This is a genomic window from Amycolatopsis acididurans (genome assembly GCF_012328925.1).
Classification (GTDB): domain Bacteria; phylum Actinomycetota; class Actinomycetes; order Mycobacteriales; family Pseudonocardiaceae; genus Amycolatopsis_E; species Amycolatopsis_E acididurans.
On the sequence record NZ_JAAXLS010000054.1, the window covers coordinates 1 to 22196 of the forward strand.

21 protein-coding genes are annotated in these 22196 nt (G+C 69.0%); 2 read left to right on the forward strand and 19 right to left on the reverse strand.

Going from position 1 to position 22196, the window contains the following annotated elements; all coding sequences use genetic code 11:
• Window positions 1-157: 157 nt before the first annotated feature.
• The 3 genes from HFP15_RS36300 to lysS form a co-directional block, all read right to left on the reverse strand.
• Window positions 158-2707, reverse strand: a complete 2550-nt coding sequence (locus HFP15_RS36300; protein ID WP_168522053.1) for an ATP-dependent Clp protease ATP-binding subunit — start codon at window positions 2705-2707, stop codon at window positions 158-160.
• A gap of 581 nt (window positions 2708-3288) precedes the next feature.
• Window positions 3289-3633, reverse strand: a complete 345-nt coding sequence (locus tag HFP15_RS36305; protein ID WP_168522056.1) for a histone-like nucleoid-structuring protein Lsr2 — start codon at window positions 3631-3633, stop codon at window positions 3289-3291.
• Window positions 3634-3767: 134 nt separating this feature from the next.
• Window positions 3768-5279 carry a lysine--tRNA ligase gene (gene lysS, locus HFP15_RS36310; RefSeq protein WP_168522058.1) on the reverse strand — a complete coding sequence of 504 codons (1512 nt, stop codon included), beginning with the start codon at window positions 5277-5279 and terminating at the stop codon, window positions 3768-3770.
• 60 nt (window positions 5280-5339) lie between these two features.
• Here lysS and HFP15_RS36315 point away from each other — a divergent pair, with 60 nt between their 5' ends.
• Complete coding sequence (locus tag HFP15_RS36315) at window positions 5340-6101, forward strand: class I SAM-dependent methyltransferase (RefSeq protein WP_168522060.1); 762 nt, start codon at window positions 5340-5342, stop codon at window positions 6099-6101.
• Between the two features lie 37 nt (window positions 6102-6138).
• Here the strand turns inward: HFP15_RS36315 and HFP15_RS36320 are convergent, their stop codons facing one another.
• The 7 genes from HFP15_RS36320 to HFP15_RS36350 form a co-directional block, all read right to left on the reverse strand.
• Window positions 6139-6906, reverse strand: a complete 768-nt coding sequence (locus HFP15_RS36320; protein ID WP_168522062.1) for a type III pantothenate kinase — start codon at window positions 6904-6906, stop codon at window positions 6139-6141.
• Entirely contained in the window at window positions 6907-7404 is a 498-nt protein-coding gene (gene panD / locus HFP15_RS36325) for an aspartate 1-decarboxylase (protein WP_168522064.1), read from the reverse strand.
• 13 nt (window positions 7405-7417) lie between these two features.
• Window positions 7418-8296, reverse strand: a complete 879-nt coding sequence (panC, locus tag HFP15_RS36330) for a pantoate--beta-alanine ligase (protein WP_168522066.1) — start codon at window positions 8294-8296, stop codon at window positions 7418-7420.
• Window positions 8293-9186 (reverse strand): Rossmann-like and DUF2520 domain-containing protein, encoded by an 894-nt coding sequence (locus HFP15_RS36335; protein WP_168522068.1) that lies wholly within the window; start codon window positions 9184-9186, stop codon window positions 8293-8295. Before HFP15_RS36335 ends, panC begins: the two co-directional genes overlap by 4 nt.
• Window positions 9187-9333: 147 nt before the next feature.
• Window positions 9334-10440 (reverse strand): PrsW family intramembrane metalloprotease, encoded by a 1107-nt coding sequence (locus HFP15_RS36340; RefSeq protein ID WP_168522124.1) that lies wholly within the window; start codon window positions 10438-10440, stop codon window positions 9334-9336.
• Window positions 10441-10507: 67 nt separating this feature from the next.
• Window positions 10508-12385 carry a DUF6779 domain-containing protein gene (locus HFP15_RS36345; RefSeq protein WP_168522070.1) on the reverse strand — a complete coding sequence of 626 codons (1878 nt, stop codon included), beginning with the start codon at window positions 12383-12385 and terminating at the stop codon, window positions 10508-10510.
• Window positions 12386-12454: 69 nt separating this feature from the next.
• The gene (locus HFP15_RS36350; RefSeq protein WP_168522072.1) at window positions 12455-12916 is read right to left on the reverse strand and encodes a DUF3180 domain-containing protein; all 462 of its coding nucleotides are present in this window, start codon (window positions 12914-12916) and stop codon (window positions 12455-12457) included.
• A 52-nt stretch (window positions 12917-12968) separates the two neighbouring features.
• Here HFP15_RS36350 and HFP15_RS36355 point away from each other — a divergent pair, with 52 nt between their 5' ends.
• Window positions 12969-13874, forward strand: a complete 906-nt coding sequence (locus HFP15_RS36355) for a helix-turn-helix domain-containing protein (protein ID WP_168522073.1) — start codon at window positions 12969-12971, stop codon at window positions 13872-13874.
• Window positions 13875-13889: 15 nt separating this feature from the next.
• Here HFP15_RS36355 and folK read toward each other — a convergent pair whose 3' ends face one another.
• The 9 genes from folK to hpt form a co-directional block, all read right to left on the reverse strand.
• On the reverse strand, window positions 13890-14387 hold the full coding sequence (folK, locus tag HFP15_RS36360; RefSeq protein ID WP_168522075.1) for a 2-amino-4-hydroxy-6-hydroxymethyldihydropteridine diphosphokinase: 498 nt from the start codon (window positions 14385-14387) through the stop codon (window positions 13890-13892).
• Entirely contained in the window at window positions 14384-14743 is a 360-nt protein-coding gene (gene folB / locus HFP15_RS36365) for a dihydroneopterin aldolase (protein WP_168522077.1), read from the reverse strand. The genes folK and folB overlap by 4 nt, the downstream gene beginning before the upstream one ends.
• Complete coding sequence (gene folP / locus HFP15_RS36370; protein ID WP_168522079.1) at window positions 14740-15561, reverse strand: dihydropteroate synthase; 822 nt, start codon at window positions 15559-15561, stop codon at window positions 14740-14742. Before folP ends, folB begins: the two co-directional genes overlap by 4 nt.
• Before the next feature lie 16 nt (window positions 15562-15577).
• Window positions 15578-17923, reverse strand: a complete 2346-nt coding sequence (gene ftsH, locus HFP15_RS36375; RefSeq protein WP_168522081.1) for an ATP-dependent zinc metalloprotease FtsH — start codon at window positions 17921-17923, stop codon at window positions 15578-15580.
• 178 nt (window positions 17924-18101) lie between these two features.
• On the reverse strand, window positions 18102-18932 hold the full coding sequence (locus HFP15_RS36380) for an ESX secretion-associated protein EspG (RefSeq protein ID WP_168522083.1): 831 nt from the start codon (window positions 18930-18932) through the stop codon (window positions 18102-18104).
• A complete protein-coding gene (locus tag HFP15_RS36385; protein WP_168522084.1) occupies window positions 18932-19729 on the reverse strand; it encodes an ESX secretion-associated protein EspG in 798 nt (265 codons plus the stop codon). Before HFP15_RS36385 ends, HFP15_RS36380 begins: the two co-directional genes overlap by 1 nt.
• 3 nt (window positions 19730-19732) lie before the next feature.
• Entirely contained in the window at window positions 19733-21097 is a 1365-nt protein-coding gene (locus tag HFP15_RS36390) for a WXG100 family type VII secretion target (RefSeq protein ID WP_168522086.1), read from the reverse strand.
• Between the two features lie 20 nt (window positions 21098-21117).
• Entirely contained in the window at window positions 21118-21486 is a 369-nt protein-coding gene (locus tag HFP15_RS36395) for a hypothetical protein (RefSeq protein WP_168522088.1), read from the reverse strand.
• Window positions 21487-21640: 154 nt separating this feature from the next.
• Window positions 21641-22195 (reverse strand): hypoxanthine phosphoribosyltransferase, encoded by a 555-nt coding sequence (hpt, locus tag HFP15_RS36400; RefSeq protein ID WP_168522090.1) that lies wholly within the window; start codon window positions 22193-22195, stop codon window positions 21641-21643.
• Window position 22196: the final 1 nt, after the last annotated feature.

Here is a 22196-nt window from a genome sequence, read left to right on the forward strand (position 1 = left end):
CGATGCCGTCGCCGCCGAACTCAACCACCGCCCACGCAAAACGCTCGGCTGGGAAACCCCAGCCGAGCGCTTCGCTAAGCTCCTGGCCAGTTGACCAGTTGTGTTGCAACGACCCCTCGAATCCGCCGGCTTCCCTGGGGGCGCCTCTCGTCGCCTCTTACTCGGCCTCGGCCTCACCCGAGTCGTTGGACGCGCCGATCGAAACCGGCGGGGCGTCCGGCACCTCGAGCGGCTTGGTCTCGCCGCGGAAGGTGAAGTGCGCCTTGTCGTCCTTGTCCTCGGGGTTTCCGCTCCAGCCCTCGACGTCGACGATGATGATCTGACCCGGCTGCACCTCGCCGAACAGGATCTTCTCGGACAGCTGGTCCTCGATCTCCCGCTGGATGGTGCGGCGCAGCGGACGGGCACCGAGCACCGGGTCGAAGCCGCGCTTGGCCAGCAGCGCCTTCGCCTTGTCGGTCAGCTCGATGGCCATGTCCTTGGCCTTGAGCTGGGTCTCGACCCGCGTCACCATCAGGTCCACCATCTCGATGATCTGCTGCTGCGTGAGCTGGTGGAAGACGATGATGTCGTCGATCCGGTTGAGGAACTCGGGCCGGAAGTGCTTCTTCATCTCCTCGTTGACCTTTTGCTTCATCTTGTCGTAGCGGTTCGCTTCGTCACCGCCACCGGAGAAGCCGAGGCTCACGGACTTGGAGATGTCCTGGGTGCCCAGGTTCGAGGTGAAGATCAGCACCGTGTTCTTGAAGTCGACCGTACGGCCCTGACCGTCGGTGAGCCGGCCGTCCTCCAGCACCTGCAGCAAGGTGTTGTAGATCTCCTGGTGCGCCTTCTCGATCTCGTCGAAGAGCACCACGGAGAACGGCTTGCGGCGCACCTTCTCGGTGAGCTGGCCGCCCTCCTCGTAGCCGACGTAGCCCGGAGGGGCACCGAACAGCCGCGAGGCGGTGTAGCGGTCGTGGAACTCACCCATGTCGATCTGGATGAGCGCGTCGTCCTCGCCGAACAGGAAGTTCGCCAGCGCCTTGGACAGCTCGGTCTTACCGACACCGGACGGGCCGGCGAAGATGAACGAACCGGACGGGCGCTTCGGGTCCTTCAGGCCGGCGCGGGTGCGGCGGATCGCCTGGGACACGGCCTTGACCGCGTCCTCCTGGCCGATGATCCGCTTGTGCAGCTCGTCCTCCATGCGGAGCAGACGCGTGGTCTCCTCCTCGGTGAGCTTGAACACCGGGATACCGGTCCAGTTGGCGAGGACCTCGGCGATCTGCTCGTCGTCGACCTCCGCGACGACGTCCAGGTCACCGTCCTTCCACTGCTTCTCCCGCTCGGACTTCTGGCCCAGCAGGGTCTTCTCCTCGTCGCGCAGGCGCGCGGCGCGCTCGAAGTCCTGCGCGTCGATCGCGGACTCCTTGTCGCGGCGGACGGCGGCGATCTTCTCGTCGAACTCGCGCAGGTCGGGCGGAGCCGTCATGCGGCGGATGCGCATGCGGGCACCGGCCTCGTCGATCAGGTCGATCGCCTTGTCCGGCAGGAACCGGTCGTTGATGTAGCGGTCGGCCAGCGTGGCCGCGGCGACCAGCGCGGAGTCGGTGATCGACACGCGGTGGTGCGCCTCGTAGCGGTCGCGCAGACCCTTGAGGATCTCGATGGTGTGCTCGAGCGAGGGCTCGCCGACCTGAATCGGCTGGAAGCGGCGCTCCAGCGCGGCGTCCTTCTCGATGTACTTGCGGTACTCCTCGAGCGTGGTGGCACCGATGGTCTGCAGCTCACCACGGGCCAGCATCGGCTTGAGGATCGACGCGGCGTCGATCGCACCCTCGGCGGCACCGGCACCGACAAGCGTGTGCAGCTCGTCGATGAACAGGATGATGTCGCCGCGGGTCTTGATCTCCTTGAGCACCTTCTTCAGGCGCTCTTCGAAGTCACCGCGGTACCGGGAACCGGCGACCAGTGAGCCGAGGTCGAGCGTGTAGAGCTGCTTGTCCTTCAGCGTCTCCGGGACCTCGCCCTTGACGATGTTCTGGGCAAGGCCCTCGACGACGGCCGTCTTACCGACGCCGGGCTCACCGATCAGCACCGGGTTGTTCTTGGTGCGGCGGGAGAGCACCTGCATGACGCGCTCGATCTCCTTGCCACGCCCGATGACCGGGTCGAGCTTGCCCTCGCGGGCGGAGACGGTGAGGTTGCGGCCGAACTGGTCCAGCACGAGCGAGGAGGACGGGGTGCCCTCGCCGCGGCCGGCACCGGCCTCGGCCGGCTCCTTGCCCTGGTAGCCGGACAGCAGCTGCAGCACCTGCTGGCGCACCCGGTTGAGGTCCGCGCCGAGCTTGACGAGCACCTGTGCGGCGACGCCCTCGCCCTCGCGGATCAGGCCGAGCAGGATGTGCTCCGTGCCGATGTAGTTGTGACCGAGCTGGAGCGCCTCGCGCAACGACAGCTCGAGCACCTTCTTGGCTCGCGGGGTGAAGGGGATGTGCCCGCTCGGAGCCTGCTGGCCCTGGCCGATGATCTCCTCGACCTGCTGGCGGACGCCCTCCAGCGCGATGCCCAACGATTCGAGCGCCTTGGCGGCGACACCCTCACCCTCGTGGATCAAGCCCAGGAGGATGTGCTCGGTGCCGATGTAGTTGTGGTTGAGCATCCTGGCCTCTTCCTGGGCCAGGACGACCACCCGCCTCGCGCGGTCGGTGAACCTCTCGAACATTCCCACTCCCTCGACTGCTGCGCCGGCGGTGAGCCTCCATCTTTCCGCGATGGATTCAGCACCGTAGGTCCACTGTAGTAGCCATCCGGTCGCGAAGGACTACCACATGCGCGGATTAGGTCACAGAAGTCAGCACGCCGGCCGTCTCTCGGCCGGAAGTCTTCGCTGGTAACTGACGTCTGGTCCAACGCGTGGACGCCCGCCGGGATTCCACGGAGGCCCCTTGTCCGCTGAGCGCGAACAGGGTTCCGGTCCCGCTCCGTGAGCACCGCCCGAGGTAAGGCACACCTAACCACTCGTTCGGGTTAGGAGCCGTCGCGGAGGGCGGCCGTTTGTGACGGAGGGATGTGTCAATGGCACATCGAATGAGGCCCGGCCGACACGTTAGGGAGCACCTTCCCAAGAACGCCCTTCTGCCGGGCGAATGCTTAATAGGCCGAATGGCCCGGGTGACTTTCCCCACAGGACTCGTGTACGCATTGCGGAACGCCGAATAGAACCATGTTCAACAATCGGACACAAGAGAAGACCGCCGGGAGCAAACTCCGGCGGCCTTCTCACAAAGCCTTTACCTGAAAGACTCAGTTCTTCTTGTGGTAGGCCTCGACGACCTCGGACGGGATACGCCCGCGGTCGGAAACCTGGAAGCCGTTCTTGCGCGCCCACGCACGAATAGCCTGGTTCTGCTCGCGGTCCACCGAAGCCGAGCTGGCGGCCGGCTTCGTCGACGGACGGCCCGCACGCTTACGCCCGCCCGCCCGGCGAGCGTGCTCGACATACTGGGCCAGCGCGTCACGCAACTCTTCGGCATTGTCGGCCGAGAGGTCGATTTGGTAGTTGATCCCATCGAGGCCGAACTCGACGGTCTCATCCGCCTCAGAACCGTCGAGGTCGTCCACGAGGGAGACCAGCACCTTCTGTGCCATCAGTTTCCTCCTGTTTTGCGCCAGCCAGAATGTCCGGGGTAGGGGCGAGCGCCCCTTCAAGCCATTGACTAAGACATTAATACCCGGAATCAGGGCCCAAGGCAAATCCGCTTTGGATTGCCGCGTGGCGCAGCTTATTCAGGACGTACCAGCGGGAACAGGATCGTCTCACGGATACCGAGACCAGTGAGCGCCATCAACAAGCGGTCGATACCCATTCCAACGCCACCGGATGGTGGCATTCCGTACTCCAGGGCCCGCAGAAAATCCTCATCGAGGCGCATAGCCTCACTATCTCCGGCCGCCGCCAAACCGGCTTGCGCGGTGAGCCTTTCCCGCTCGATCACCGGATCGACCAGCTCCGAGTAACCGGTGGCCAGCTCGAAACCGCGAACATAGAGGTCCCACTTCTCGGCCACGCCGGGAACGCTGCGATGCTGCCTGGTCAACGGTGACGTTTCGATCGGGAAATCACGCACGAATGTGGGCTCGTGCAGATGATCGCCGACCAGATGCTCCCACAGTTCCTCGACGAGCTTGCCGTGGCCCAGCTTCGGATCCACCTCGAGGCCGCGTGCCTCGGCGAATCCTCGCAGCTTCTCCACGGATGTCTCCGGCGTCACTTCCTCGCCAAGGGCATCGGAGAGCGATCCGTACATCGTCAGCGACGTCCATTCGCCCGAAAGGTCATATGGCGTTCCGTCCGTCAATGTCACTTCCAGGGTGCCGAACACGGCTTCCGCGGCTTCCTGGATCAACTGACGGGTCATCACAGCGTTTGTGTCATAGGTCGCATACGCTTCGTAGAACTCCAGCATGGCGAATTCCGGCGAATGCGATGAGTCGCTGCCTTCGTTGCGGAAGTTCCGGTTGATCTCGAAGACCTTCTCGATCCCGCCCACGACACAGCGCTTGAGGTAGAGCTCCGGTGCGATCCGCAGATACAGATCCATATCGAAGGCATTGGAGTGTGTGACGAATGGCCGGGCGGCCGCACCACCGTGCAGACTCTGCAGCATCGGGGTTTCCACCTCGGTGAAGCCACGCCGCTCGAAAGAATTCCGCAGGGAACGCACGACGCCGGCCCTCGTGCGAACGACATCGCGGGCCCGGGGGCGCAGGATCAGGTCGACATAACGTTGCCGAATGCGAGTTTCCTCGGCGAGCTCCTTGTGCGCGACCGGCAGCGGGCGAAGCGCTTTCGAGGTGATCTGCCACGAGTCGGCCATAACCGAAAGCTCGCCGCGCTTGGAGGTGATGACCTCGCCGTGCACGAAAACGTGGTCGCCGAGGTCGACGTCGGATTTCCAGGCCGCGAGCGAGTCGGCGCCGACGCCGTTCAGGCTGATCATCGCCTGCAGCTCGGTACCGTCGCCTTCGCGCAGAGTGGCGAAACACAGTTTGCCGGTGTTGCGCATGAACAGCACGCGCCCGGTGATGCCGACGATCTGCCCGGTCTGGGCATCGGTGGGCAGGTCGGAATACTTCGCGCGGATCTCGGCGAGGCTGTGTGTGCGGGGCACCTCGACGGGATAGGGTTCGGCTCCCTCCGCGATTATCCGGTCGCGCTTGGCCCGGCGGACCCGCATCTGTTCGGGCAGGTCGTCATCGGGCACGGGGCGCTCGGAGGCGGGGGAATCGGTCATGCGCATAGGGTACGAACTCACCGATTCGCTAGGCCAACCGGATTACCTATCTCGGTCAATATGATCGTTCCCGTGACCGATGAACAGGAACTGCGGTCCCGGCGTGCCCGTTCGTTCGGCGCGCAGGCGGCCGCCTATGCCGAGCACCGGCCCGACTACCCGCTGGAAGCCCTGCGCTGGGGCCTGCCGGCGGAGGCGGCACACGTTGTCGATCTCGGTGCGGGGACGGGGAAACTGACCGAGGGCCTGCGTGCGCTGGGCCTGCGGGTGACAGCCGTCGAACCCGACGAGGGGATGCGGGCGGAGTTCGGCAGGCTCCTGCCGGACGTGCCGGTGCTGGACGGCACCGCGGAGAGCATCCCGTTGCCGGACGCCAGCGCCGACGCCGTGGTCGCCGGGCAGGCGTTCCACTGGTTCGACCCGGGCCCGGCGCTCACCGAGATCGCGCGGGTCACCCGGCCGGGCGGTACGTTTCTCGCACTGTGGAACCACGACGACATGACGGTGCCCTGGGTCGCGGAGTTCGGCGAGCTGACCAGGACGAGCATCAGCAGGTCGTGGCGGTCGTTCTCGGGTGAACTGCCGTCGCACGCGCAGTGGGAGCCGTTCGAGCGCAGCCACTTCCGGCACACCCAGCGCCGCACGGCGGAGACCCTGCTGGCGACGGTCGCGACGCACTCGCACATGCTGATCGCCCCGCCCGAGGAACGGGAGGCGACGCTGGCCAGGCTGCGGGAGTTCCTGGCCAGGACCCCGGAAACAGCCGAGGGCGAGTTCGATTTGCCGTTGATGACGACGGCTATGCGGGCTTCACGCCGTTAGCGCGGAAGGCGCAACCGGCCGCTCTGGCATTCGCGGTTCAGCGCAATTGCCGTTCGTACGCCAGCCTCAGCCCCAACAGGGTCAGGTCGGGTACGTGTTCGGTGATCGTCTCCGACTCCTTCAGCACCAACGGGGCCAGGCCGCCGGTCGCCAGTACCGTCACCCGGCCTTCGCTGGAGAGTTCCTTCACGATTCGGCGCACCAGACCGTCCACCTGGCCCGCGAAACCGTACAGAATCCCGGACTGCAGGCATTCCACCGTGTTCTTCCCGATCACCGACCGGGGCGCGGCGAGTTCCACCTTCCGCAGCTGTGCGGCGCGCGAGGCGAGTGCGTCGACCGAGATCTCGATGCCCGGGGCGAACGCGCCTCCGAGGAACTCGCCCTTGGCGGAAATCGCGTCGACGTTCGTGGACGTGCCGAAGTCCACGACCACGCACGCGGTCGGGTGCAGGTGGTGCGCGGCCAGTGTGTTGACCAGCCGGTCCGCGCCCACCTCGCGCGGGTTGTCCACCAGCAGCGGCACGCCGGTGCGAACCCCTGGCTCCACAACGACTTTCGGCACGCGCGGGTAGTACCGCGCCAGCATGACCCGCAGTTCACGCAGCACCGCGGGCACCGTCGACAGCGCGCTGATGCCGGTCACCGCGTCGGCGTGCGTCCCGAGTAGACCACGCATGGTCAGCGCGAGTTCGTCGGCGGTCATCTGCGCGTCGGTCCGCATCCGCCAGTCACCGATCAGCTCGGTGCCCGCATACAACCCGAGAACGATGTTCGTGTTGCCGACGTCGATGGCCAGCAGCAACTAGCTCTCCGCGTGCAGCAGTGCGTCGAGCCTCGCGGCGTCGACGGTTTCGGCGACCGGGAACGTCGTTTCCCGGTCCTGCGGCACGATGGGCACGCTCCCGCTGATCAGGCCCGAACCCTCCGGGGCGTGCCCGGCGTCGCTGCCCGAATGCTGAATGCGGTTGTCGCCGTCCACGAACACGATCCTGGGCTGGAACGAGGCGGCCTCGGCGTTCTCCATCTGCGCGTACGAGATGAGGATGACGAGATCGCCCGGGTGCACCAGGTGCGCCGCCGCGCCGTTGATGCCGATGACCCCGGAATCCCGCTCCCCTGGGATCACGTAGGTCTCCAGCCGCGCCCCGTTGGCGATGTCCACAATGGACACCTGCTCGCCCGGCAGCAGATCGGCGGCCTCCATCAACGTCTCGTCCACCGTGACCGAACCGACGTAGTGCAGGTTCGCCTGGGTGACGGTCGCGCGATGGATCTTCGATTTGAGCATCGTGCGGTACATGTCGACTCTCCCTCTATTCCCCTGCTGTGCCGAGGAGGACCGCGACGTTGTCGATCAGCCTGGTCTTGCCGACCCTGGCCGCGACGAGCAACCTCGCCTCCCCATCGACGGGCGCGGGACCGAGATCGGTTCCACGCAGTTCGAGATAGTCCACGGCGACCGCGGGCTGCGCGGCCAGCGTCTCCCGCGCCGCGGACAACACCGCCTCTGCCCCCCTCGGACCGGCATGCGCCCCCGCCGCCAGCGCCGCGGACAACACGACGGCGTCGGCACGCTGCTGGTCCGACAGATAGACGTTGCGTGACGACAACGCGAGCCCGTCGGCCTCGCGCACTGTCGGCACACCGATCACCCTGGTGGGAATGTTGAGCTCGGCCACCATTCGCTTGACCAGCACCAGCTGCTGGTAGTCCTTCTCCCCGAAGAACGCGTAGTCCGGTCGCACGATGTTGAACAGCTTCGCCACCACCGTGAGCACCCCGGCGAAATGACCGGGCCGCGCCGCCCCCTCCAGCTCGTCGCCGACGGGGCCGGGGTGCACCGTCACCGCGTGCCCCTCGGCGTAGAGATCGCCGGCCTTCGGCACGAACGCCAGTTCCGCGCCGATCTCGCCGAGCACGTCGAGGTCGCGCTCCAGCGGCCGCGGATAGGCCTCGAAGTCCTCGCCTTCCCCGAACTGCAAGGGATTCACGAAGATCGAGGCGCCCACCACCACGCCCTGCAACCGCTTGGCGCGGCGCAGCAGTTCGAGGTGCCCGGCGTGCAGCGCACCCATCGTCGGCACGAGTGCGACCTTGCGGCCGACCGCGTGCAGCGCGGCGCTCACGCTGGTCATGTCGTCGGGCGTCTGATACGTGTTCAGCTGCCCTCGGGTGAACTTCGGGGTGGTCACTTCTGGGGTCCTTCGTCGAGAAGTTCGGTGATTTCGGCGGCCGCATCGGACTTGAGCAGTCCCGCCGCCGTGGCACGTGCCACGGTCCGCCGGGCGAGTGCGGTGTAGCAAGGTCGGACCTCGGGCGCTTCTTCCGCGAGCACCGCGAGGTGTTTGCGAACTGTACCCGAATCGCCCCTGGCGACCGGACCGGTCAGTGCCCGGTCGCCGTGCCGCAGCGCGTTGTCCAGCGCCGCCGACAGCAGCGGTCCGATCATCCGTTCCGCGTTGGCGATACCTGCGCCAGCAAGGAGTTCCAGGCAGTCCGCGACGAGCGTGACGAGATGGTTCGCGCCGTGCGCGAGCGCGGTGTGATACAGCGGCCGCGCCGCCTCCGGCACCCGGATCGGCTCGCCGCCCATCTCGACGGTCAGCGCCTCGCCGACGTTCCACGCGGCCTCGTCGCCCGGCGCTGCGGTCACCCCGACGCTGCACGCGGCCATGCGCTGCAGGTCTTCCTCGCGGCCGGTGAACGTCATCACGGGATGCAGCGCCAGCGGCAGCGCACCCGCCTCGGCCGCGGGACGCAGCACATCCACGCCGTAGGCGCCGGACGTGTGGATCACGATCTGGCCAGGCCGCCATGCGCCGGTCGCCGCGAGGCCGGACACGAGATCCGCGAGCGCGTCGTCGGGAACGGCGAGCAGCACCAGGTCCGCCACGGCGACGACCTCGTCTGGCGGTTTGAGCGGAACATGGGGCAGCAGCCGCTCGGCACGGTCGTGCGAAGCGGCGGAAATGCCGGAAGCGGCGGCGATCGTGTGACCTGCACGGGCGAGAGCGGCCCCGAGCACACTGCCCACCCGGCCCGCCGACACGACGCCGACGGCCAAGCGGGCGGGACGCGTCATCGCGTGCCCCTAAGGACGCACATGGCAAAAGCTCCTCAAGCTCGTTCCAGTCCCGCTCTTCGGTCGCGGGTACCGGACGACGGCGCGAGACTAGCTCGCGGCGGGGCGGCTCGCCGGGCCTAGGTGACCAGCTTCACCCGAGCAGGGTCATCCCGCGCCGCCGTTTTCCCCCGCCAGCCTGACGGCTTCCTCGCGCGAGGCGCGCAGCGTACCGAGCAGTTCACGTTCGCGTACCGCCGCCGCCGAGGACGGCTTGTGACGTTTCAAGAACGCGAGCTCGGTCACGCTGGCCTGATAGGCGCCGACGGCTCTGGCCGCGGCACGCCCGGACTGCTTGCGCGCCTGGCGCCGCCACTCGCGCCGGCCACGCAGACTCGACAGCAGTCCGACCTCGGACGCGGCGATCCAGCGCGCCTGCGCCATCTTCGGCAGCGCGGCCTGGATGATCCGCTGCTCCCGGCGCCGTTGCAGCACCACGAGCATCACGACGGCGATGAAGATCGGCACCATGATCAGGAAGTAGATGTTCAAGAACGCCTTCGCGCCGCCGATGGTCGCGGCCCCGTTCCACAGTGCGTGCAGGCACACCGCGGCGATGTATCCGCCGAGCGGCGCGAGCACCTTGACCGGACCGCGCGGTGCGCGGGCCGCGACGCCGAACCCGATTCCGGTGAGCGCCGCGAACAACGGATGCGTGAACGGCGAGAGCACGCCGCGCAGCACGAACGCCGCGATCACGCCCGAACTCGTGCCGGTGCCGAAGCCGTAGTCGGCGAACGCGCGGCCGAAGTAGTAGATGTTCTCGGTGAAGGCGAAACCGGCGGCGGTGAATCCGGCGTAGACGATGCCGTCGACGATGCCGTCGAACTCGTCGGACCGCTTGAGGAAGATCGCGAGGACGAACGAGCCCTTCGCCGCCTCCTCGACCAGCGGTGCCGACACCAGTGCGCTGACCCGGCTGCCGTTTCCCTTGCCCAGCAACAAATCCCCGACCGACTCAGCGGTGTTGTTGATCAGCAGGGTGGTGATCGTCGCGATGCACGCGCCCCAGGCGAAGGCCAGCAACAGCAGTTTCGCGGGTTCGGGTTCCCATCTGTCGACCCACAGGAATGTCGCGACCACGACCGCGACCGGGATCAGCGCGGCGGTGGCGCCAATCACGACCGCGAGTGGGCCGACGCTCACGGTGGCGAGCGCCAGCAGGGTCAGCCCGCACACCGCGACCACGATGAGGCCGAGTACGGGCAGGAGCACGGTGATCCTGCGAGGGGGTGCCGTCACAGCCCGGAACTCTACGACGACCGACTGTGCGCCTTCGAACTCAGTCCTCGGCGCGACGCCGGCGGCGCGGGATCGCGTCCGTCGTGGCGCCGTGCGCGGCGAGCAGATCGCTCACCGAGCGGCCGGCCGTGTGCGAACCCGTTTCCTCCGCCGCGGCGCGCCGGCCCGTGGAGTCCTCGGGCTTGGCGCGATGCCCGGTCGATTCGTGGGCTTCCGGCTTCGCGCGGCGACCGGTGGCGGGCTCGCCGTTCACGTCGGGACGTGCGTGACTGCCGGTCGGCCGGCCGTTCGACTGCCAGGACGGCGGCTCGCCCTCGGGGCGGTACCTGCGGCCACCGGAGGTCTCGGCCGGCGTTTCGGGCGGCTCGGGCTTGCGGCGACGGCCACCGGCCCCGCCTTCCTGCGCACGCCGCCGCACTTCCTCCGGCAACGTCGGATTGGTGGGCGCGGGCAGCTCCTCCTCCGCGGGCGGCACCGGGTCGAGGCGCGGCAGCGAGGTCTCGGCGGGCCGGACGGGTTCCATGCGCGGGCGGGACGATTCGAACCGCGGCGCCGGCTCCTGCTGCGCGGGCTTGGCCGGCTCCATCCGCGGATGGGACGTCTCCGCACGCTTCACCGGCTCCATCCGCGGGCGCGAACCCTCGAACCGAGGCACCGGTTCCATCTTCGACCGGGAGGTCTCGAACCGGCCGACCGGCTCGGCGCGCTTGACCGGTTCCATGCGCGGGCGGGACGACTCGAACCGCGGCGCCGGCTCCTGCTGCGCGGGCTTGGCCGGCTCCATCCGCGGACGCGAACCCTCGAACCGAGGGGTCGGCTTCTCGCCGCGCTGCGGCGGCTCCGCGGGCTTGCGGATGTTGCGCTGCGGTTCCGGGGTGACCGGACCGCCGTTGCCGTTCGCGGGAAACGCCGCGGAAAGATCGCTGACCGGCCGGTCGCGCGTGACCCGGTTCTCCCACGACGGCGTCCAGTCCGCGTCGAGCTGGGCCGGCTCGTCGGCGGCCTCGGGCTCCGGCTGCCTGCCGGTCACGTTGAGTGCGGGCCGGGTCAGCTCGTTCGCGGCCTCGGGACGCCGGACCGGAGTGGCGGCGCGGGTGAGCCGGGTCTGTTCCTCGTCGGGCGTGACCCTCGGCTGCTCGGCGGGGGGCTGCGTGAACCTGGTCTGCTCGGCGCGGGCCTCGGCGGCGGCCTTGGACACGCTCGCGGCCGCGCTGCTGCGTCCGTACCCGGTGCGGGCGGCCTCGTTCTTGGCGACGCGGCGCGGCGGCAGATCCAGCGACCGTTCGGGGCGCCGGGGCTCCGGCGCGCCCGAGGCGGGACGGCCGCGGCTGGGCTGCTTGTCCCGCACCCGGTCGATCAGCTCGGTCGGCCGCTCGGTGCCTTCCTTGGCGGGGGCCGCCGTCAACTGCGCGGGCAGACGGCCGTTGCCCGGCGCTTCGACGAGGTGGCCCTCCTCGCGCAGCGCACGCATCCGGGTGGCCTGCGCGGTCAGCGCGACCCGTTCGAGCAGCACCTCACCGCCGAAGAGCGACTGCAAACTTTCGCGCAGTGCGAGCACCTCGGAGCGCAGCGCGTCCAGTTCGACGCGGGAGTCGGCCTCGGCCTTGCTCCTCATTTCGGACTCGATCTCGAGCTCGTACTCACGCCTCGCGGCGATCTCGCGCTCCAGTTCGAGTTCATAGACCTCTTGCGCCTGCGCGACCGCCTCGTCGGTGCTCGACGCCTGCTTGCGGTAGCGGACCGCGAGGAAGGCGCCGACCAGCGCCGCCCACAACGCGGCGACGATGCCGAGCCGGAGATACCGGATGTCGTCCGCGAGCACGAGCGCGAGGGTCGCTGCCAGGGCGAGGGCCAAGCCGACGACGAACCACGGCCTGCCCACAAGGCGGCCGCGCGAGTCGTCACCCACGCCAGTCATGCCCAACACCGTACCCGTCAGTTATCCGTTTGAGACCTAGTCGGTACTTCGAGCGGTCACTTCTCCGCGTTAACCGGTCGGGTGACTATCGCGATCCTGATCACCCTGATCCGGTGTCCGGCAGCAGTGTTCCAACCACAGTGCCGCCCCGACAAGGGCTACCGCGCTGACCAGGCCGATCACGGCGCTGCGGACGTCCGCCGCCGGCGCCGCGGCCTCGCCGGCACGCGGGACCAGCGCAATGAGGACGCCGCCCCATGCGCCGAACATCAACGCCCCGAGGAGCGACGACGCCTTGGCGAGCGCGACCGCGCGGGCCACCGCGAGCGATCCGAACACGCGGCCGTTGCGGATCCGGGAGCGGATGGAAAAAGCGAGTGCGACTTCGATCACGCCGAGCACCAGCAGGGTCACCCCGGCGAACGTGGGCAGCCGAGGCAGCGCGTTGTACTGGAACTCGAAGACCAGATAAGAGAGCACGAGCCCGACAAGTCCGGCGGTCACCAGCTCGCGGGGCCGCGTGAAGTGCATATCGTCACCGTACCTTGGCAGACTTGACTCTCCAGTGACTGGAGACTTCAGCATGGACTTTGTGAGCAGGGCGTTCACCATCGGGGAACTGGCGCGGCGGACCGGGCTGCCGGTCAAGACGATCCGGTTCTACTCCGATGAGGGGCTGCTCCCGCCCACCGACCGCACACCTTCCGGCTACCGGCTCTACGACACCCGGTCGCTGGCCCGGCTCGAGCTGATCAGGACGCTGCGCGAGCTCGGCCTCGGCCTCACCGACGTCGCGCTGGTGCTGGCCGAGGAGACGACCGTGCCGCTGCTGGCGGCACGGCACATCGAGGCACTCGACGAGCAGATCCGCAGACTGCGGCTGCGCCGGGCGGTGCTGCGTGCGGTCGTGAAGCGAAAGTCCGAACTGGAGGAAGTGAAACTGATGAACGAACTGGCCTCGATGTCCGATGAGGAGCGCGTGCGGCTGGTGGACGAGTTCTGGTCGGAGATGTCCGAAGGGATCGAACTCGACCCGGAGTTCGCCGCCCGCGTGCACGGCGCGAAACCGACGCTGCCCGACGATCCGACGCCGGAGCAGGTGCAGGCGTGGGTCGAGTTCGCCGAGCTGATCCAGGACCCGGAATTCCGGCGGCTGGTCCGCGGCATGAGCGAACGGCGTTCGGCGGAGCTGGCCGAGGGCGCCGGCTCGCTGGGACGGCAGGAGAACTGGTTCGAGTGGAGCGCGCGGGCGCAGCAGTACGTCGACGCCGGCGTGGCGCCCTCGTCCGAGCAGGGCCGCGCGCTGGCGGAGGAGATGCTGGCCGCCTCGGGCGCGACGGACAGGCGGGAGCTGGCCGACCAGATCTCGGCCTACACCGACGTGCGCGCGGAAAGGTACTGGCAGCTGCTCGGGATCATGAACGGCTGGCCGCCGTTTCCGGGCGGCATCGCGGCCGCGGAATGGATCAGCGTCGCGCTACGCGGCTGATGCCCCGGAACGCCGTCACGACGTGAGCCGGAGGTCCGCGCGAAGCTGGACGCCCGAGCGGTCCTCGACGGGCAGGGCGGCCAGCAGCTCCCGAATGGGGCCGTGCCCAGGCAGAACCGCGTTCGGCTCGATCTCGAGCCACGGGATGAGCACGCTCGCGCGTTCGGGGGTGCCCGGGTGCGGCAGGAGCAGTTCGGGATCGCCGGAGCTGACGCCGTCCACGGTCACCACGTCGACGTCGAGGGTGCGCGGGCCCCAGCGCAGCTCGCGCACCCGGCCCGCAGCCTGCTCCAGTGCCTGTCCCGCACGCAGCCACGCCCAGTGGTCGCGGGCGGGATCGTCCACAATGCACACCGCGTTGAGGAAGTCCGGCTGGTCCTCGACGCCCCACGGTTTCGTCTCGTACACCGACGACACGGCGACGACCGCCTCGCGCAGCCCGTCCAGCACCGACCGCAGGTAGTCCAGCCGGTCGCCGAGGTTCGAGCCCAGCGACAGCACGGCCCGGCTCATCGGTCCCGCCGCACGGTCACCGCCACGTCGTCGAAGGTGAGCGGGATCGGCGCCGACGGTTTGTGCACGGTCACCTCGACCGCGCTCAGCCGGTCGTCGGCCATGACCTCGTCGGCGATCCTGCCCGCGACGCTTTCGATCAGGTCGTACGGTTCGCCGCCGACGATGCCGGCGGCCAGCTCCGCCAGCTCGCCGTAGTGCAGCGTCCGCTCGAGGTCGTCGGTCGCGGCCGCGGGAGTCAGATCGAGCCAGGCGGTGATGTCCACGACGAACTCCTGCCCGTCGCGCTTCTCGTGTTCGAACACGCCGTGCCTGCCGAAAACCCGCAGTCCGGTCAGGGTGATCCGGTCGCTCATGCGTGCCCTTGCCGCCACGCGGCGGCCACGGTCACGGCGTCCAGCGACGCGCCGACGGCGTGCACTCGCACGCCCCACGCGCCGGCGGCCGCGGCGAGCGTGGAGATCGCGGCGGTGGCGTCCTCGCGGCCGGAGGGCGGGCGGGGCTCGCCCTTCTCGTCCGCGAGCAGGCGCCCGAGGAAGCGTTTCCGGGAAGCGCCGACCAGTACGGGGAAGCCCATGTCCAGGAACGTGCCGAGCCGCTGCAGCAGGGCCCAGTCGTGGTCGGCCTGTTTCGCGAAGCCGAGGCCGGGGTCGAGCACGATGTTCTCGTGGGCCACACCGGCGGCCAGCGCGGCGTCCACCCGTGCGGACAACTCGTCGCGCACCTCGGCCACCACGTCGCCGTAGGTGGCCAGCTGGTTCATGTCCTTGCTGTGCCCGCGCCAGTGCATCAGCACCCATGGCGCACGCGTGCTCGCCGCGACCTTCGCCATGCCGGGGTCGGCGAGGCCGCCGGAGACGTCGTTGATGATCGTCGCACCCGCGTCGATCGTGGCCTCCGCGACCGCGGCGCGGGTGGTGTCGACGGACAGGCACAGCCCGTCGGCGGCGAGTGTGCGGATCACCGGCAGCACCCGGTCGATCTCGGTCTGGGCGTCCACCCTCGCCGAGCCCGGCCGGGTGGACTCACCACCGACATCGATCACGTCGGCGCCGCGATCCCACATCTCGTGTGCGTGCTGGATCGCGGCGTCGAGGTCGAGGTAGCGGCCGCCGTCGGAGAACGAATCCGGGGTGACGTTCAGGACGCCCATCACCACGCAGCGACCGGGCATCGGCAGTGCTTTCAGCTCACTGGCGATCGTTGCCGCCCTGCTCGTCCGAACCGCCGTCGCCCGAACCGCCGAACCAACCCGGCCGGCCCTGCTGCTGCTCCTCACCCGGAGAGCGGCGCCACTCGTCCGAGGGCCGCCACGGCTGACCACCCGGCTGCGTGGCCGGGCGCCATCCCGGAGGGGCACCGTAGTTCGGCGGGCCACTCTGCGGGCCGGACGGCTGCGGCCACTGGCCGGTGCCGTTCGGGCCGTAGGGACGGCCGCCGTTGGGCGGGTAGCCACCACCGGACGGCGGCGGGGCGTACGGGTTCGACGGCGGCTCCGGCTGCCCGTACGGTGGGCCGCCGGGCAGGTCCCCCCCACCGGGCGCGGTGCCCACCGGGGTGGGCTCCGGACGCGGCACGGGCTTGTCCTCCGGCGGCGGCCACGGCTCGCCACGCTCCATCGCCAGCTCGCCGGGGGTCTTGATCGGCGGCTTGTCCGATGGCACGCGCTCACCGAACTCGTTGAACACGGTGATGTGCGGGCGCTTCTCGACCGTCGCGAAGATCCGTTCGAGGTCCTTGCGCTGCAGGGTTTCCTTCTCCAGCAGCTCCATCACCAGATCGTCGAGGACGTCCCGGTAGGTGTTGAGGATCTCGTAGGCCTCGGTGTGCGCGGTCTCGATGAGCTTGCGCACCTCTTCGTCGATCTCGTGCGCGACCTCGAGCGAGTAGTCGGCCTGGCGGCCCGCGGAGCGGCCGAGGAACGGGTCGCCCTGCTCCTGCCCGTACTTCACGGCACCCAGCCGGGCGCTCATGCCGTACTCGGTGACCATCGCGCGGGCGATCTTGGTGGCCTGCTCGATGTCGGACGAGGCACCGGTGGTGGGCTCGTGGAACACGAGCTCCTCCGAGGTGCGCCCGCCGAGCGCGAACACCAGCCGCGCGATCATCTCCGACCGGGTCATCAGCTGCTTGTCGTCCTCGGGGACGACCAGCGCGTGCCCGCCGGTGCGGCCACGCGGCAGAATGGTCAGCTTGTACACCGGCTCCAGGTCGGGCATCGCCCACGCGGCGAGCGCGTGGCCACCCTCGTGGTAGGCGGTGATCTTCTTTTCCTTCTCGGAGATGATCCGGCTCTTGCGGGCCGGACCGCCGATCACCCGGTCCACCGACTCCTCGAGCGCGGCGTCGTTGATCACGTGCCCGTTCTGGCGGGCGGTGAGCAGCGCGGCCTCGTTGATGACGTTGGCCAGGTCCGCGCCCGACATGCCGACGGTGCGCTTCGCCAGCGCCTCCAGGTCGACGTTCTGCGCGAGCGGCTTGCCCTTCGAGTGCACCTGCAGGATCGCCTGGCGGCCACGCAGGTCCGGCGCGGACACCGGGATCTGCCGGTCGAAGCGGCCGGGCCGCAGCAGCGCCGGGTCCAGGATGTCGGGCCGGTTGGTGGCGGCGATCAGGATGATGCCGCCGCGCGAGTCGAACCCGTCCATCTCGACCAGCAGCTGGTTCAGCGTCTGCTCGCGCTCGTCGTGCCCGCCGCCGAGGCCGGCACCACGCTGGCGGCCGACCGCGTCGATCTCGTCGACGAAGATGATGCAGGGCGCGTTCTGCTTGGCCTGCTCGAACAGGTCACGCACCCGGGAGGCACCGACACCGACGAACATCTCGACGAAGTCCGAACCGGAGATCGTGTAGAACGGCACGCCGGCCTCACCGGCGACGGCACGCGCGAGGAGGGTCTTACCGGTACCGGGCGGGCCGTAGAGCAGCACACCCTTCGGGATCTTCGCGCCGAGCGCCTGGTAGCGCGCCGGGTTCTGCAGGAAGTCCTTGATCTCGTAAAGCTCTTCGACCGCCTCGTCGGCGCCCGCCACGTCACCGAAGGTGGTCTTGGGCATGTCCTTGTTGAGCTGCTTGGCCTTGGACTTGCCGAAGTTGAGGACCCGGTTGCCGCCGCCCTGCGCGTTGTTCATCATCCACATCAGCAGCAACAGCAGGATGCCCAGCGGGATCAGGTAGATCAGCAGCTGGGAGAAGAACGACTGCTGGGTGACGGTCGTGGTGAACTTGACGTTCTTGGCGGCGATCAGCTGGTTGTAGATCTCGGTGGACGCGTTCGCCGGATACGGCGTGATGATCTGGTCGACCTGCTGCCCGTCGACGTTGATCTTGTTGTTGAGCGACAGCTTGAGCTGCTGCTCCTTGTCCTCGAGATTGGCTTCCTTCACGTTGCCCGCGCTGACCTGCGCGATCGCCTGTGAAGTCGGCACCTGGGTGTAGCCGCGGTTGCTGTCGAAGATGGTGCTGAACGCGAAGTAGAGCAGCAGAACCGCGACGATCCACAGTAATGGGTTCCTGAGCAGGCGCTTCCGGTCCATATGCCTCGGCCGTGCTGGCCTTGACCCTCCCTGGTTAGGCGGTAGATGTAGCCATCCGCCGTCACGGTGTGACAACTACTTGCGGTGTGCGAGGGACACCCGTTCATCCAGGGTACAGTCCGGCCGCCATTGGTGGACTCGCTGCCACCCGCACAACCTTCGGGAGGTAAACGGCCCGTTATGCCTGCTGGTTCCCGGCTGTTCGGTCCGCGACCGCGGCGACCATCTCCCCGAGCCTGCTGCGCAGCGTCTTCGCGTCGGCCGGGGACACCGTGACCCACTCCCTGCCGTCGGTGCCTGCCCGGGAAAGGCTCAGGTAGCGGCCGCTCGCGGTGTCGAACCAGGCCAGTACCGGGGACCGGCTGCGCCCGCCGAGTTCGTTGCGGCTGTTCGCTGCGAGCTGACCGCCGCGCAGCCTCGGCTGGCCCGCGAGCCGGGCGTAGGCCTCCCGCGGATCGGCGATCCGGTCGCTCAGCGACGTCCGCCGCCGCGACTTGCCGTCGGGTTCACCGCCACCGGACATGACCGACACCCGGTTCGGCGGGATGCGCAGGGCCTCCTCCACGGGCAGCGTGATCGAGGCTTCGGAGCCGCGCTTGCCCGCGGGCAGCAGGTCGACCACCTCGGCCGCGAGCCCGTCGGCGTGGGCCGGGCGGATCCAGACGCCATCGTTGTCCTGGATCGCGAGCACGCCGGTACGGCCGTCCGTCGCGGCGAGAATCGCGACCGGCGGCTGCTGGAACTCCGGGATGTGCAGCGCGTCGATGGACAGCGCGGGCCGCGCCAGCAGCGCGAACCAGTCTTCGACGTGCGGCTCGAGCCTGCCGTACTGATCGCGCAGGCCACGGGCCCGCAGTTCCTGGTCCGCGCGGTGACGCAGCGCGGAGCGCTCGTCCATCGTGGTGCCGTGCGAGCGCACGCGCAGCGGGTACGGCAGTTCGCCCAACCCGGCCGATTCCCACAGGAAATCGAAGGTCAGCGGCGTGAAGAACTCCTGCCCGCCCGTCACTATGCTCCTCCCGGCGCCATGCTCGTACTCGCGGCACCGGAGAGCATCTCACCAAGGCGATGACGTAGGGACGGCGCGTCCGCCGGGGCGATCGTGATCCAGTCGCGGCCGTCGTGCCCGCGGCTGGCCTGTGTGAAGTAGCGGCCGGACTCGGTGTCGAACCAGCTCAGCACCGGCGGGCGCACCTTGCCGCCCATCCGGTTGCGCGCGTTCGCGCCGATCTGCCCGCCCCGCAACCGCGGCTGGGCCTGCAACCGGGCGAGAGCCTTGCGGTCCTCGTCCGCGCTGACCCTGCCCTCGCCGTCGGGCACGCGGCGCTGCAGGAAATCGGCACCGGTGCCGGTGAGCAGCTGCGCGAGCGGCACCGTGATCGACTTCTCCGCGCCACGCTGGGCGGGCGGGAGCAGCGAGAGGACGGCGCTGGCGAGGCCGTCCGCGGGAGCGGGGTGGAAGTGGAAACCCCGCTCGTCGTGGACGGTCAGCACGCCCTGCCCGCCGAGCGCCGCCGCCACCGCGAGCAGCGGGGACGTGTTCGGCGCGGCGAGGTGCACCGAATCCAGGCTCACCTCGGCGCCGGCGAGCACCTCGAAGTAGTTCTCCACGTGGGGCTCGGGACGCCCGCGGCCGTCGGCGACCCCACGCTGGGCGAGCGCGGCCAGCGTCTGCCTGCGCAGCCGGTCGCGCTCGTCCAAGGTGGCTCCGTGTGAGCGCACCTCCAGTGGGTAGGGCAGCTCACCGCCGCCGAACGACTCCCACAGAAAATCCAGCTCCAGCGGAGAAAGCAGCTCCGCCCGCACCCGTCAGTCCTCGTCCTCGTCGTCGCCCCAGGCCCCGATGACCGGCGGCGCGGTGGCGACATTCGCACCGAACGCCTCGTCCGGGTCGGCCTCGATGAGGAAGGAAGCACGCTGGTGCTCCTCGTCCTCGGCGCCCTGAGCACCGGCACCGCCCATACCGCCCATGCCGGCGGTCGGGGTGCTGTTCGAGCCGATGGTGCCGCCGGAGTTCATCAGCTGCTGCTGCGGCATGTTCGCGGCGGCGCTGTGTCCCTGCTGCTGGGACTGGCTGCTTTCGCCCGTCGCGGCCGCCGAGGTCTCGTCGGTCTCCTCCTTGGCGGCGGACTTGCTGCCGCGGCTGAGCACCGTCTTGCCACCGGCGGCGGCCAGGCCCGCACCGGCGAGACCGAGGCCCACGCCCAGGGCGGCACCCGAACCACCCGAAGAGGACGCGGTCGGTGTGATGTGCGCGGCGGGGACCGCGCCCGTGCCGGTGACCGCACCCGGAGCCGGGGCACCCGGGGCGCCCGGCGGGACCGCGCCCGGCTGGCCGGCGCCGAGACCGCCCTGACCGAAGTTGCCCGCGAACGAACCGTGCGTGGTGTCGCCGCCGAAGGACATGCCGGCGCCGGGACCGAGCGTGCCGCCACCGTAGGCGCCGGTGATCCCGCCGGCGCCCGCGCCGACCGAGGACGCCTTCGTGGCGCCGATGCTGCCGTCCGGCGGCAGGCCCAGCGACTCGGGGCCGAAGCTCGGCGTGGTGTCGTCCACCTCGGACATCGCCTGGGTGTAGGCGTTGAAGTACTGGACCTGCTGCGCGTGCACGGCCTTGGCCTCGTCCGACTGCTGCTTCATGTCGGCGACCATCGCGGCCGGGCCACCGGCCAGCATCGCGGCCGTCTGCTTGGCCGGGTCGAACTCCTTGGGCGCGGGCATCTTCTTGACCTCGGCCGCCGCCGAGGCCTGCTGCGCCATCCGGTTGGACATCGTGTGCGCGGCGTCGCCCGCCTGCTTGCTGGAACCGGCGATGCCGACCAGCGCGCCCTGCGCGGACGCGGCACCCTGCCCGACCCAGGCGTTGCCGAGCTCGGTCACGGCGTTGTACAGATCGGTGGCGGCCTGGTGCAGCTCGTCGCCGTGTGCCTTCCACGCCTGTCCGGTGGCCTCGGCCGTGGCCGGGTCGTTGTTCACCGTGGCGCCCTGGTAGAGCTGCATGCTCTCCTGCGAGGCCCAGTTCGGCGGGCTGGCGATGGCCCGGTCCGAGCCGTAGTCGAAACCGCCCGCGCTGTTACGGGCCTGCTGGACCAGCGCGGCGCTCTCGCCGTTGTCGCCCAGTTGGACGGCGCTGCCGCCAGCGCCGCCGGAGTACGAATCGCTCTGGCTACCCATCTCGGCTCTTGCCCCCTGGTTCACGCCTGCCCGGACAGTGCGTCCGCGGCATCCTGGTCGATCTGGTGGTAGTGGCTCATCGCGGCGACGATCGCCTGCTCGGCCTGCTCGTACTGGGTGAAGAGGTTCTGCAGAGCGGTGGAGTAGGAGTCGTTGCCGCCGTCGGCGCGCTGGGCGAACTTGGCCGCGATCGCGTCACCGACGGGGTTCGCGCCGAGCTTCGGGGCCTCGGCGAGCGCACCGGCGTTGCGCAGGAGGTTCTCCACGGAGTCCTTGCCTGCCCGGATCTTCTTCAGCACGTTCTGCGCCGCGTCCGGATCGACACCCAGCTGACCATTCACCGCCGCGTTCTTGAACGCCGCGGTGTCCGCGTAGCCGCTGTTCCCCATCAGTTCTCTCCTACCCCAAGTCGATGCCGCCCGTGGCCGGACGGCTACCCCTGTTCGCTTAGGTTAACGCACTCGGTCCGGCTGTATGACGCGTTTGCCGGAGCAACGGTTCCGAAATTCTTGACGCCTGTGCAAGGTGTTCACCAGGAGTTACTCAACTGCTGTAGACCTTCGGATCGAGCGTCCCGATGTAGGGGAGGTCGCGATAACGCTCCGCATAATCGAGGCCGTAGCCCACCACGAACTCGTTGGGAATATCGAAACCGACATAACGGACGGGAACGTCCACTTTGACCGCTTCCGGCTTGCGCAGCAGCGAGCAGACCTCCAGCGAGGCCGGGTTGCGGCTCGCGAGGTTCTTCAGCAGCCACGACAGCGTCAGCCCCGAGTCGACGATGTCCTCCACGATGAGCACGTGCTTGCCCGCGATGTCCCGGTCGAGGTCCTTGAGGATCCGCACCACTCCCGAAGAGGACGTGGCGGAGCCGTACGAGGACACCGCCATGAACTCCAGCTGGGCCGGTATCGGCAGTGCGCGGGCGAAGTCGGTCATGAACATGATGGCGCCCTTGAGCACCCCGACCAGCAGGAGATCGCCGGTCACACCTTCACGTTCGTAGTCCGCCGCGATCTGCTTGGCGAGTTCGTTGATCTTGTCCTGGATCTGCTGCTCGGTGACGAGCACGGAGGCGATCTCGCCTTCGTACACA